The following is an 11,779-nucleotide window of genomic DNA, read 5'->3' as shown; positions in this document are numbered from 1 at the left end:
ATAGACTGATTTGCTCAAAAAAAATCTTCACAGAAATTAGTAAAATCAACCACTTCTCAACTCATAAATGAAAAAGCCGGCTCAAGTTAAAATCGAGACGGCTTCACTTCTAGGGTGGCTAATGGGGTTCGAACCCATGACCTCTGGAACCACAATCCAGCGCTCTAACCGACTGAGCTATAGCCACCATTTTTCAGGACGGTAAATATATAAAATTAGGAGAGATTCGACAGTTAGCCCGGTGTAAAAAATGACCTTAAAAATCCCAAACGAGCCTAAATTGGTTCCACCCGGCATTCCGGCGTATTCCTCGATAGCGGGCTTCGCGATGTAAGGCGGAAAGGGCCCATCCAATAGCAGTTCCTAGGGCTGCACCGGCGATCACATCGGTCGGAAAGTGCTGTCCGCTCTCTACTCGCATGTAGCCCACGGCACCTGCAGCACCAAAAGTTCCCGCTAAGACTACCTATCTTAACGGATCATCGGGATGCAGGTCCATATACGTTGTGCTCATAAAACTCGCCGCTCCGAAGGCTAGAGCCGTATGGTTATTGACGAAGGAGCGCATGGCGTCGCGGGCGATCCGATCATCCAAGGGTACTTCATTATTGTACACATATGGCCGTGCCCGCTCGGTCCAGCCTTTGATAGCAGTTGTGACTAAGGCCGTAGACACTAATACTTCACCGTACATGAATAAGTAGGTTCCACCTTGGTCCCGAAACTCTTCGCTAGCCAGCGACGCAAAAGGAAGTATTAGTAACCCACCGAGCACATAGTCGCTGTTCTTGGCCATCTGCGGATTCCAATTATCAATTGCGCCACGATCGATGGTGTACAGCTCAGGAGCTGGCAAATCAAATACTAGGTACCATTCATATGGCTGTACTTCCTGATATTGAGGGAGTCCGGTCGCTAGAATAATAAGATTTGCAGAAGCAATAGTCGCCTCTCGTTGCCAAGTCAACTTGAAATTGATTTGGCCAAGAGCAGCTTGGCCTATCAGAATAGTCGTTAATAGGCATAGGGCCGTCTTTTTCATCGTTCAATGATGAGACGCTGGTTTCTGACTTTGCCCGATTGCTCAATAGAGAGTAGGTAAAGTCCTGAAGGCCAATGGCTCACCGAGATGGTTTCTGAGGAAGAAGGTAAGAAAACTTTATCAAATAGTAATCTACCTGCCTGGTCGAACACGCGGATCTGCATTTCGGCGAATTGCTGAGACTGTATGTGCACTTCATCGGAACTCGGGTTTGGCCATACGTTGACGTTTTTAAGCGTGGCAGATTCCTCAAGCCCAATGGTAGCGTACTGATCAAAGAACAGAATAGCTCCGAAAGTGGCCAGCGGTGCACAACCTCCATGACTTTGGTTGGGGTCTACTTGGACGGCCTCAACATCCGCGGCTCCATTGGCATTCATTGCGCTGTCGGCAAAAAGGGCATTTATGTAGCTCACTTGTTCATCGGCGTCGCAGTAGTACATCCGAGTTGGGACCGTTGCGTTAAAATTCCAAACATCATTGTCAGCCAGGGCAACATTTAAGCAATGAGCAGGATCATTTTCAATGGCTGTTACAATAGAATCTTGAAATAATTCGTGCGGGTAGTTGTTTCCCGCGTTTATCGACAGTTGCGTCAGAAGTTGAATATTCAAGTTGGTCAAATTGATAGTGCCATTATAAAATTGTTGAGCCAGAGTGGCGTAGGGAGCTTTGAAGATCTCGTCCAATGAATTATACAGATTCCCGTATACCTCTTGATAGCCCATGATGACGTACGGAATAAAGGCAACTGTTCCATAGTCGACATCGGCTAAAACAACCTCCTTCATGACCTTTGAAATGGAGTAGGGGCCCGACATATGTCCACAGGCCGTTAAGTTGAAATCATTCATGTATTGATTCTCTATGAGCTTCTGGGTGGCCATACCTGCGTGTCCTCCTTGCGAATAACCGCTTATAAAGAGTTGATTCTCGAAAGGAATACCGTTGTTGTTCAGGTAAGTACGACTTGCAAATAAGAGATCTACAGAAGCCTGTCCTTGTGTTTGAGCATGTACATAGGGGTGAAATCCGCGAGATTCTCCCATTCCTAAATAGTCGGGAGCCGCAACGATATATCCTTGGCTCGAAAAGGCCAGTGACAAGTACGTTCCACCTTGAAGATTTGAAGGCACATCTTGTTTACTGTTGGTGGTTCCATGGTTGTAATTCAGCAAAGGATACGACAAACTTGGATCATCCGGAATACAGAGCAATCCCGAAGCGGTGTCCGTAACGCCATCTGATCCTAGGGTGGTGTATAGTATCTTGTAGGCCGTAACACCGTACGGTACCGAAATTCCGACTTGGCTCGAAATGTTGGCCGCCGTGTATTGAGCTATTTGAGTCGCGGATACGAGCGTCTGGCCATAGGCCGCAGAAATAAAAACAGAAAGGAGAAGGGTGTAAATGATCTTTTTCATCGTGTAAAATTAGGTACGGGAATGTAGTAAATACCTGCGAAATCAGCTTTAGCCGTGCTTTTTTTGATGTTCGATCCTGGAAATTTGCCACGAAGCGATGCACAGAATGATCAAGGCGGCGATGGAGATGAATAGGAAATAAGGGATATCGATCACAAACGCGGCTGTAATGCCTACCCAGCCGGTATAGAAGAAGAGGTATGAGGCGCGACGGTGTGTTCGTTTCCGGACGCCGGGGTCTTCGAGGGTATAGGAATTTCGGACTCCGGCGAAATCGTTTGGCTTGATCTCCTTCATGTAGTTGCCCGGCAGGAGCATGAGTAAGAATAATCCGCCTCCGATCCAGCGCTCTATGTTAGGAGCGTCGTGAGGAGCTGCTGAGGTGACCATGAAAACCGCGATTCCACTGAGTAGAATAGCGGTTGCAAAACGAGTGGCCTGTAAAATTCGCAGCGTTGATGGTGCTTTTTGTTCATCGGGGATCATTCCGGGGACAGCAAACATGAAGAGGTTGAGCATTAGGTTGATACCGGGTAATATGAGGTAGTAGGCAAAATTCTTTTCGGCGAATCCGTCCGCTCCTCCCTTTAAGTTGTAGTGCGTTACGATGGTATCGGGAAGATTTGGGAATTGGTATACTGCAAAGGCAATTGGGAACGCGATAATCGCGAGCATAATCAGTTCGAAATAGAGGTTAGTTCGTTTCATTGTTTTTGGGTCAATTGAATTAGCCACTGTAGAATTTCGTCCATAACGGTAGTGTTCAAGGAGTAAAAGACGTACTGTCCCTTCTTCTCCTGATAAACGAGTTTAGCTCGTTTTAGTAGATCGAGGTGATGTGAAATACTGGGTTTTGTCATATCGAAAGCCTCAGCTATTTCGCCGGCGCTCAAGTCTCTTTCCTTCAACATGTCGAGGATCTGTCGCCGTGTAGGATCGTTAAGTGCTTTGAAAATAGATTGCATATTTCGAAGTTAAGAAAATTAGATAATTATCTAATAATAAATTCAAAGCAAACCCCTCCGAAGAGGGGTAATGCCAATTATATCAATCTTCCGGTATCTCGGAAACGAAGTTAGCCTTGTATGAATTGAAGTCGGGATTCTCCTTATAGGTATCCGTAGCGAACCATTTCAGGATAGGCTCAATATCCTTGGCGCCGTACGCCCCTTGAACTCCGGTAAGGTAGTTCAGCTCTTCGTCCATGTACACGATGGTAGGGTAGGCGATACGACCGTTAACGGGCGCAATAGCACGCGTAAAATCGTGTGTTCCGTTGCGACGACTTACGTTGGCCGGATTAAATTGCTTGTTCACGTATACGTTGCCTTTGAATTCAACGGTGTCGTTTCCTTCGGCGTTGAACTTTACGGCGTAGTAGTTTTCGTTCACATAAGTCACGATGAATGGATGAACGAAGGTCGTACTAGCCATACGCTTACACGGACCACACCAATTCGTATACACATCGATCATGATTTTCTTGGGTTTCTTCTTGGAAAGCGCAACGGCTTCTTCAACCGAGACCCAATTGATCTTCTCTTCCTTGGGCGTTAAGGCGCTGAAAGTGAAGGATGCGACCATTAAAAAGGTGAGTGCTAGGATATACTTCTTCATATGTGATTCTATTTTACGCAAATATCGGAATCGTCTGATTCACGAACTGTAATCAAACAGACAAAAGTTAAACTACTCCGTGCATCAATTTATTGAGCGGTTTACGCAGAAGGATAATCAATATGGCGAACCCTACCAAGACATATCCGATGTTTCCGAATATACTCGTGTATTGTTCCAACTGAGCTCCCAAGTCGGCGACTTCGCCACCGCTTCCACCTTCTTCGATACCTGTCATTGCCGCGATCTTACCCGCTACGAAGTTCGCGATCGCAAAGCTGAGGAACCAACCGCCCATGGCCGTTCCGGCGATATTCTTTGGCGCTAGTTTAGTTACCATGGACAAGCCAATAGGAGACACGAAGAGTTCACCCGTGGTGTGCAACATGTAAAGGAGTACCAAGGTCAACAGGGGTACTTTATAATCCTCTGCAAAATTCACGGCGACCAAGGTGACCAAGAATCCGGCTCCCAACTGAAGGGTACCGAAGGCAAATTTTAGCGGAATACTCGGGTTTCGCCCTATTTCAGATAGCTTGATCCACATTACCGAGAAGATGGATCCGAAGGTGACAATGAAGAAGGGATTGAAGAACTGAGTCATCGAAGCCGGCATGAGCCATCCAAAGACCATACGGTCGACGTTACGGTCGGCATAGAGGGTAAGTGAGGTTCCGGCTTGCTCAAAACAAGCCCAAAACGTGATGTTGATCAACATGAAGATAACGAGAGCGATCATTCGATCACGCCATACTTTTCCGTCCTTTGCTCCTGTAGATATCAGGTTGTATGCCACATAAGCAAATAGAGCCAAAAGAAGGTAATCCATGATTTGGTTCTGATAAATTAGGAAGAAGCAGAGGGGAATTGCCGCCACCGATCCTATGGTGATTAAAGCGACATTGCTCAATCCGGCAATGCTCTTTTTGCGTCCCGCTTCAGGGATATCAACACCCGGTGCGTGGCCGTACTTTTCGCGACCGCTCCAGAAAATGACCCCCCCCAGGAGCATACCAATACCGGCCAATCCAAATCCGTAATGGAAACCATAGGTTTCGCCGACATAGGCCACCACTGTCGTAGCTAAGAATGCTCCGACATTGATACCGATGTAAAAGATCGTAAAACCCGAGTCGCGCCGTGGATCGCCATCTTCGTACAGCTTACCTACAATGGTCGAGATATTGGCTTTGAAGTAACCGTTTCCGATGATAATACCGCCCATACCGGCCAGCAACCAAAATTCACTGGCATCGACGATGATCAGGAATTCTCCGATCGACATCAAAATGGCTCCCAGAATAATGGCGTATCGATATCCCAAGAACTTATCGGCCATACGACCTCCCAAAACAGGGGCGGCGTACACCAAGGCCGTGTAAGCTCCGTAGATCAGCGAAGCATCGGCATCGCCTTTCATCAGGGACTTAACCAGATAGAGGATCAAGAGGGCTCTCATTCCATAGTAACAGAACCGCTCCCACATCTCGGACATAAACAGTATCCACAATCCGTTAGGGTGACCTTGTTTTACTTGTACATCAGACATTAGCTTTCTTTTAGATTAGGTTTTCAGCTTAGAGGTTTTCCAAAATGAAGTTGGTCATTTTAGTATAGAGATGATTACGGGTATCTCCCCCGTATATGCCATGATTCTTGTCAGGATAAACGAACAGTTCGAATTGCACGTTGGCCGAAACCAATGCGCGAATCATTTCCATGGTATTCTGATAATGGACGTTGTCGTCGGCCGAACCGTGTACGAGCAAGTACGATCCCTTGATCTTTTCAACGTGGTTGATGGGCGAGTTGTCGTCGTAGCCCTCGGCATTTTCTTGGGGCGTGCGCATATAACGCTCTGTATATATGGTGTCGTAGTATCTCCAATTGGTCACGGGCGCCACCGCGATGCCTATTTTAAAGACATCCGCTCCTTTTGAAACGCCCAAGCTGGCCATATAGCCACCGTAACTCCAACCCCAAATTCCGATGCGTTCGCCATCCACGTAATCAAGTCCGGCCAGGTACTTGGCCCCTTCGATCTGATCGGCGATCTCATACTTTCCGAGTTGCTGATACGTCACGGTCCTGAAGTCGCGCCCCCGATGTCCGGTACCGCGGTTGTCGATACTTACCACGATATACCCTTGTTGGTTTAGCATGTGGTACCACATCTGATTACTACCGCCCCAACTGTTCGTAACCGTTTGGGACCCCGGGCCGCCATAAACGTACATCAGCACAGGGTATTCCTTGGAGCTGTCGAAGTCCGCAGGCTTCATCATCCAGCCGTTGAGGCTGATACCTTCACTCGTTTCGAATGTGAAGAACTCCTTGGTTCCCAACGCATAACTATCGAGGGTCCGGCGCAGTTCGCTGTTGTCCACGATGGTGCGAACGTGCTTTCCATCGGCCTCGTGCAAGCCATACGTTGCCGGCGAATTCGCATCACTGTGGGTCAAAATGAAGTATTTGTTCCCAGTACTAAAATTGGCGGAATTGCTGCCTACGGCAGGATTAAGGACTTTCAAACCTTTGCCGTTCAATTTTACTCGGCACACCTCGGTGTTGTAGGGCTCGGACATCGAGCTCTGGAAATACAGGTAGCCCGATTTATCGTCATAGCCGTAGAAATTAGTTACATCCCATTGACCCGAAGTGATCTGACGCTTGAGAGAGCCGTCCGCCTTGTAGTGGTAAATGTGGTTGAAGCCATCCTGCTCGCTCGTCCAAATGAAGCTGTTGTCCTTTAAGAAAGTGAGGTTATCCGAGATCTCGATGTAGGCCTCGGCCTTTTCAGTCATTAGGGTAGTGGAGCTTCCGTCGGTCGGATTCACAACGCGGAGTTCCAACTCGTTCTGAAGGCGGTTCATCACCATTACACAGAGGGCTGCTTCGCTGTTGGTCCACTTGATTCGCGGTACGTAAAAATCGCCTGCTCGACCGAGGTCTGCATCGACGATGTTTCCGCTGGCAAGGTCGTAGATCTTGATCTCTACTTTGGAGTTCGCTTCGCCGGCTTTTGGATATTTAAAGGTGTAGTTTTCCGGGTAGAGCTGTTCGTTGAACATGTCCATATCCATCATAGGCACCTCGCTCTCATCGAAGCGGTAGTAGGCGATCTTGTTTCCGTCGGGCGACCAGAAGAAGGCCTTGTCAAAGGCAAACTCTTCTTCGTAAACCCAATCCGTTCCGCCGTTCAGCACTTTGTTCCATTCGCCGTTGAAGGTGATCTGTTTTTCTTCCGAAGACTCCAGATCCTTTACAAACAAGTTGTTATTACGTACGAACGCCACCTTGGCTCCGTTTGGACTAAAAGTGGCGAACATTTGTTTGCCGTTGCTCAACGGGGCCGATTCTTTGGTGGCCCGATCAAAAATATAGTTGACTTCACGCGTGCTGTATCGATACACGCCCTCTACTTCGGTGGCGATCATCATTTGCTTTTCGTCGTCGCTGAAGCTGTACGACTGTATCGAGGCTCCGTCGATGTGGGCGTCGGTTACCAAGGTATCGACCACCTCGCCTGATGCGTTACTGTACTGAAGCACCATTACACCTTCCGATCCGTACTTGAGTGCCGTGTAGTGCTCACCGTCGTTCATGGACCTCAAGCCGTAAACCACATCCCAGCTGAAGGTCCCTTTTTTCCAGATGTCTTCAATGGTGATTTCTTGTGCGCCAACACATACCGACGTCAATACAGCGACTGTTGCAAACCATTTACGCATAGTTTCTTTTTCTAATTGAGTAGTATTCTATGGCCCTACGGGCCGAAGTTCAAGGCCGACTAATTTAGTAATTTTGGGGAGTAACACATATTCTATGCCATACAGCGCCATCACGCCCGAACGCATTAATGAGCTAAGGGATTTACTGGGAGCCGATTACGTTAAAACCGACGAAGAAACACGCGAAGAACACGGCCGCGATTATACTGAGGATCTACAGTATACACCTGAGGTGGTCGTTTTTCCGGGGAATACCGAAGAGGTAAGCCTTTTACTGAAGTGGTGCAATGCACTCCGCATCCCCATCGCGCCGCGAGGCGCAGGAACCGGCCTTAGCGGAGGGGCGTTACCCGTAGAACGAGGTATAAGCCTCAGTATGAAGCGCTTCAACAGGATCATTGAGATCGATGAGCGAAATCTTCAGGCGACCGCGGAGCCGGGTGTGATCAATCAGGTGTTTCAGGAAGCCGTCCAGGAAAAAGGGCTTTTTTATCCGCCCGACCCCGCCAGTAAGGGGAGTTGTAGTTTGGGCGGAAATTGGGCCGAGAACGCGGGTGGACCCAAAGCTGTGAAGTACGGGGTTACCAACGAGTATCTCTTGAATATGGAGGTAGTATTACCCAGCGGGGAGGTCATTTGGACCGGTGCCAATGTGCTCAAGAATGCCACGGGATACAACCTAACTCAACTGATCGCCGGAAGTGAGGGAACACTTGGCGTTATAACCAAAGGAGTGGTGAAGCTCCGTCCGTTTCCGCGAGAGAATCGTTTGATCTTGGTGCATTTTAAGTCGGCTGAAAAGGCGTGTGAAGCCGCGAGCGCCGTATTTAGAGCGGGGCTGGTTCCGAGCGCGATGGAATTCATGGAGCGCGATGCTATTCAGCTTACCTTAAATACGGTTGATGATGCCCCGGACCTTTTGGGCCCCGACGACGAAGCCCATTTGCTTATAGAAGTTGACGGCAACGACCCGGATGTCCTTTTCGGGGAGTTGGAGCAGATCGTGAGCGTGGTGAGTGAATTCGAGGCCGGAGAAATTCACTTCGCAGAAAGTGCCGCTGAAAAGGACCGACTTTGGATGATCCGTCGAAAAATAGGAGAGGCCGTAAAAGCGCACTCCATTTATAAGGAAGAAGATACGGTGGTGCCTCGAGCAGAGTTGCCAAAGCTGTTAAAAGGGGTTAAGGACGTCGGCAAGCACTACGGATTCAAGAGCGTATGTTACGGTCATGCGGGAGATGGAAACCTCCATGTTAACATTCTGAAAGGTGATTTATCTGAGAAGCAATGGAAGCAGGAAATACCTTTGGCTATCTCTGAGATCTTCATGCTTTGCTTTAGTTTAGGAGGAACCATCAGCGGCGAGCACGGTATTGGGCTAGTACAAAAGGAATACATGGACATTGTTTTCGACGAAGCCAATTTGGCGCTTCAGAAAAGCATAAAGGATCTCTTTGATCCGAATGCAATATTGAATCCCGGAAAGATATTTCCGTGACCGGAAGAGTGATTTTTAATGTCGAATGACTTGATGTACGTACAGGAAAACGTTATGTTTGACCTGCCTTTTTATGTTTAGTGTTTCTGTCTGGTGCTAATAAGGAAAGCGAAACGTTAGGAGTATAGGTTCGAATTTCCGCGCGAATCGGAGGAGTCTGACCGCGCCGCCAGAATAAGAGCGGTCGCCATGTGCGGCCGCTTTTTTTATTAGGGTAAGTACCGGTACTCGAAGATTTCAAAGATCAAATGAGGTACTCCGCCCACCACTTCCGTATTGATCACATGTTCGGATAGGCGAACCAGAAAATGCCTGTCTCCGGCCGGAAAAGCAACATTCCATTTCTCCAAGGAAAGAGGGGCTTTGAGGTCTGGTGGTAAATTCTCGCCTTCGAACCGAATGTGAATTTGCCGTTCAGGGCTCCAAGCAGGGATGAAGGTGAAAGGTAAGTTCTCGTATTCGTTCCAGTTGTAATCTATGCTTATTCGTCTCTTTGCCTTGAAAGGATTGAGTTCTACGACGTACCTCAATTCAAAGAATTCAATGACCTCCAGGCGCTTCAGTTCGTTTCTCGTATCTAACCGGGTTGCGACACGCCCGATAGCAGAGCCTGTTTCTGCAACGTATACCCGGCCTGTACTATCGACTTCGAGCTCAATTTTGAGAGCGGTATTTTTCAATATGGTATCAACAGTTTCCCCTGTTTTAACGATTAAGGGTGTGGGGCTTAGTTTGTGGGGATCTAAAACTACCCATTCGCGATCGTCGGGAGCGCTTAAGTTATACTGGTCAGAAAAGGAGTGTTGCTGCTATTGATATCCCAAGAACAGTGAGCCTGCCAAAGCAATACCAAAAATGATCAGGAAGGCGGGTCCCTTTATTTTAAATTGACCGGCTTGCGCTTCGTTATCAGATGAGCTACTGAGAACAGATTCGCGAAACGATGAATGAAATAGTAGACCTGGGATCAGCGCTGCGGCCAATATGAGTAAGGCGATCACGATAATGTAAGCGAGCATTCCCTTAAGTATTTAGGGAAAGTTACTGATTCCGGTCAGTTTAAAACCAACTCGTGAACGAAATATACCGTCATCAACAGGCAAGCACCGAGCTTGAGTCCGGTTCCGAGCAAGAATCCCATGAGTGAACCGAGACCCGATTTCAGGGCTTTGTTGAAGTCATTGGCGTTGATCATGAGTTCGGCGATCACGGCACCGAGGAAGGGTCCTACGATAATGCCAATAGGAGGAAAAAAGAAAACACCCACGATCAGCCCAATCATGGATCCGCGTTGGCCCGATTTACTGCCGCCGAATTTCTTCGTGCCCCAAACGGGGACAAAGTAATCGAGAGCGGTGACGATCGCGGCAATAGCCCCCATTAGAACCAGAAAGGTGGTCGAGAACTCCACCCAAGAGGTCCAGTGCAATAGGAGAAGGCCTACGAAGCTGATGGGCGGACCGGGTAGTACGGGCAAAACCGCACCCAATATGCCTACCAGCATCAATATTCCTCCTAATATGGCTAGGAACCAATCCATTAATCGCGCAGTTTACTGAGTAGTCGCAAGAATTCGAGGTACAACCAAACCAAGGTAACTAATAGTCCGAAGGCAGAGTACCACTCCATATACTTTGGTGCGCGAGCTTCTGCGGCTTTATCGATAAAGTCGAAATCCAAGATCAGGTTGAGAGCTGCAACGACCACTACGAGCAGACTAAAGCCGATACCTACCCATCCGCTGTTATGAGGTAACGAAAACGTAGAGCCGAATAGACTCATGATCCAGCTCAGCATGTAAATGAAGAAGATTCCACCCGTCGCTGCCACGATACCCCAACGCATTTTATCCGTAACACGGATCCAACCGCTGCGGTAGGCCAGCAGTAAAGTGAGAAAGGTTCCGAAAGTAAGGGCCACCGCCTGCAAAACGATTCCATCGTATAAACTCGCATACATGGCCGAAACAGCACCCAAAAACAGTCCTTCGAGCACGGCGTAAATGGGAGCAGTGATGTTCGAGGACTGAGGTCTGAAGATCGTGATCAGCGCTACGACGAATCCCCCGATAGCGCCTCCCCACATTAAAATGGGATTTACCTGACCCGTTCCCAATGTTTGCGTCCAGGTAATTACGGCTGAAGCAAGTGCCAATGCCAGTAGTATGAAGCTTTTATTTACCGCACCGGCCACGGTCATAGGCTCATGCGCCACGGTCGCTTTTTCTGCGTATAACCCTTGAATGATCTTTTCATTCATTGCAGGGTTCGATGATTTTTGGATCAATGCCATATTCTTTGAATTCTTAATTTTTAATTCTTAATGAAGCCTAAAGGTAGTTCTTAGGCCATAAGCCATTGGCCTTGTTCGTTTGGATGGAGCCAATTTTAGATGGGAGTGTTCACTAAAGTGTGTCATTGGTTAAAAATCTATCTTCAAAATAGTCACATAAATCCCTGCGGACATT

Annotated in this window: 13 protein-coding genes and 1 tRNA gene; 1 reads left to right on the top strand and 13 read right to left on the bottom strand. The window is 48.0% G+C overall.

From position 1 onward, the window contains the following. Positions 1-113 precede the first annotated feature (113 nt). The 9 genes from J4F31_10745 to J4F31_10705 form a co-directional block, all read right to left on the bottom strand. A tRNA-His gene (locus J4F31_10745) sits at positions 114-187 on the bottom strand. A 69-nt stretch (positions 188-256) separates the two neighbouring features. Beyond that, on the bottom strand, positions 257-421 hold the full coding sequence (locus tag J4F31_10740; protein MCE2497035.1) for a hypothetical protein: 165 nt from the start codon (positions 419-421) through the stop codon (positions 257-259). 45 nt (positions 422-466) lie between these two features. Next, positions 467-1,042, bottom strand: coding sequence for a hypothetical protein (locus J4F31_10735; GenBank protein ID MCE2497034.1), 576 nt, complete (start codon positions 1,040-1,042; stop codon positions 467-469). Next, positions 1,039-2,466, bottom strand: coding sequence for a T9SS type A sorting domain-containing protein (locus J4F31_10730; protein ID MCE2497033.1), 1,428 nt, complete (start codon positions 2,464-2,466; stop codon positions 1,039-1,041). Before J4F31_10730 ends, J4F31_10735 begins: the two co-directional genes overlap by 4 nt. A 48-nt stretch (positions 2,467-2,514) precedes the next feature. Further along, positions 2,515-3,174 (bottom strand): DUF1648 domain-containing protein, encoded by a 660-nt coding sequence (locus tag J4F31_10725; GenBank protein ID MCE2497032.1) that lies wholly within the window; start codon positions 3,172-3,174, stop codon positions 2,515-2,517. Beyond that, on the bottom strand, positions 3,171-3,431 hold the full coding sequence (locus tag J4F31_10720) for a winged helix-turn-helix transcriptional regulator (protein ID MCE2497031.1): 261 nt from the start codon (positions 3,429-3,431) through the stop codon (positions 3,171-3,173). The genes J4F31_10725 and J4F31_10720 overlap by 4 nt, the downstream gene beginning before the upstream one ends. A gap of 82 nt (positions 3,432-3,513) precedes the next feature. Then, positions 3,514-4,083: a thioredoxin family protein gene (locus J4F31_10715; protein ID MCE2497030.1), complete on the bottom strand. Its 570-nt coding sequence runs from the start codon at positions 4,081-4,083 to the stop codon at positions 3,514-3,516. Positions 4,084-4,150: 67 nt separating this feature from the next. Continuing rightward, positions 4,151-5,632 carry a peptide MFS transporter gene (locus tag J4F31_10710; protein ID MCE2497029.1) on the bottom strand — a complete coding sequence of 494 codons (1,482 nt, stop codon included), beginning with the start codon at positions 5,630-5,632 and terminating at the stop codon, positions 4,151-4,153. Between the two features lie 28 nt (positions 5,633-5,660). Continuing rightward, complete coding sequence (locus J4F31_10705) at positions 5,661-7,814, bottom strand: S9 family peptidase (protein ID MCE2497028.1); 2,154 nt, start codon at positions 7,812-7,814, stop codon at positions 5,661-5,663. 94 nt (positions 7,815-7,908) lie between these two features. On the opposite strand from J4F31_10705, the gene J4F31_10700 reads away from it, so the two are divergent. Continuing rightward, positions 7,909-9,312, top strand: a complete 1,404-nt coding sequence (locus tag J4F31_10700; protein MCE2497027.1) for an FAD-binding protein — start codon at positions 7,909-7,911, stop codon at positions 9,310-9,312. A gap of 209 nt (positions 9,313-9,521) precedes the next feature. On the opposite strand, the gene J4F31_10695 is transcribed toward J4F31_10700, so the two are convergent. The 4 genes from J4F31_10695 to J4F31_10680 form a co-directional block, all read right to left on the bottom strand. After that, complete coding sequence (locus J4F31_10695) at positions 9,522-9,992, bottom strand: hypothetical protein (protein ID MCE2497026.1); 471 nt, start codon at positions 9,990-9,992, stop codon at positions 9,522-9,524. Positions 9,993-10,121: 129 nt separating this feature from the next. After that, on the bottom strand, positions 10,122-10,331 hold the full coding sequence (locus J4F31_10690) for a hypothetical protein (protein ID MCE2497025.1): 210 nt from the start codon (positions 10,329-10,331) through the stop codon (positions 10,122-10,124). A 35-nt stretch (positions 10,332-10,366) separates the two neighbouring features. After that, positions 10,367-10,852: a DUF456 domain-containing protein gene (locus J4F31_10685; GenBank protein ID MCE2497024.1), complete on the bottom strand. Its 486-nt coding sequence runs from the start codon at positions 10,850-10,852 to the stop codon at positions 10,367-10,369. Next, a complete protein-coding gene (locus tag J4F31_10680) occupies positions 10,852-11,604 on the bottom strand; it encodes a Bax inhibitor-1/YccA family protein (protein MCE2497023.1) in 753 nt (250 codons plus the stop codon). Before J4F31_10680 ends, J4F31_10685 begins: the two co-directional genes overlap by 1 nt. Positions 11,605-11,779: the final 175 nt, after the last annotated feature.

The sequence above is a fragment of the Flavobacteriales bacterium genome, assembly GCA_021296215.1.
Taxonomy (GTDB): domain Bacteria; phylum Bacteroidota; class Bacteroidia; order Flavobacteriales; family ECT2AJA-044; genus ECT2AJA-044.
The sequence above is the reverse complement of the archived record's forward strand: the minus strand, read 5'-3'. Positions and strand labels throughout refer to the sequence as shown.

What these genes read in the sequence shown, in the direction of transcription:
- J4F31_10685 (MCE2497024.1), bottom strand. Translation starts at nt 10,852, where the DNA reads ATGGATTGGTTCCTAGCCATATTAGGAGGAATATTGATGCTGGTAGGC.
- J4F31_10710 (MCE2497029.1), bottom strand. Translation starts at nt 5,632, where the DNA reads ATGTCTGATGTACAAGTAAAACAAGGTCACCCTAACGGATTGTGGATA.
- J4F31_10700 (MCE2497027.1), top strand. Translation starts at nt 7,909, where the DNA reads ATGCCATACAGCGCCATCACGCCCGAACGCATTAATGAGCTAAGGGAT.
- J4F31_10705 (MCE2497028.1), bottom strand. Translation starts at nt 7,814, where the DNA reads ATGCGTAAATGGTTTGCAACAGTCGCTGTATTGACGTCGGTATGTGTT.
- J4F31_10735 (MCE2497034.1), bottom strand. Translation starts at nt 1,042, where the DNA reads ATGAAAAAGACGGCCCTATGCCTATTAACGACTATTCTGATAGGCCAA.
- J4F31_10740 (MCE2497035.1), bottom strand. Translation starts at nt 421, where the DNA reads ATGCGAGTAGAGAGCGGACAGCACTTTCCGACCGATGTGATCGCCGGT.
- J4F31_10680 (MCE2497023.1), bottom strand. Translation starts at nt 11,604, where the DNA reads ATGGCATTGATCCAAAAATCATCGAACCCTGCAATGAATGAAAAGATC.
- J4F31_10720 (MCE2497031.1), bottom strand. Translation starts at nt 3,431, where the DNA reads ATGCAATCTATTTTCAAAGCACTTAACGATCCTACACGGCGACAGATC.
- J4F31_10730 (MCE2497033.1), bottom strand. Translation starts at nt 2,466, where the DNA reads ATGAAAAAGATCATTTACACCCTTCTCCTTTCTGTTTTTATTTCTGCG.
- J4F31_10690 (MCE2497025.1), bottom strand. Translation starts at nt 10,331, where the DNA reads ATGCTCGCTTACATTATCGTGATCGCCTTACTCATATTGGCCGCAGCG.
- J4F31_10715 (MCE2497030.1), bottom strand. Translation starts at nt 4,083, where the DNA reads ATGAAGAAGTATATCCTAGCACTCACCTTTTTAATGGTCGCATCCTTC.
- J4F31_10725 (MCE2497032.1), bottom strand. Translation starts at nt 3,174, where the DNA reads ATGAAACGAACTAACCTCTATTTCGAACTGATTATGCTCGCGATTATC.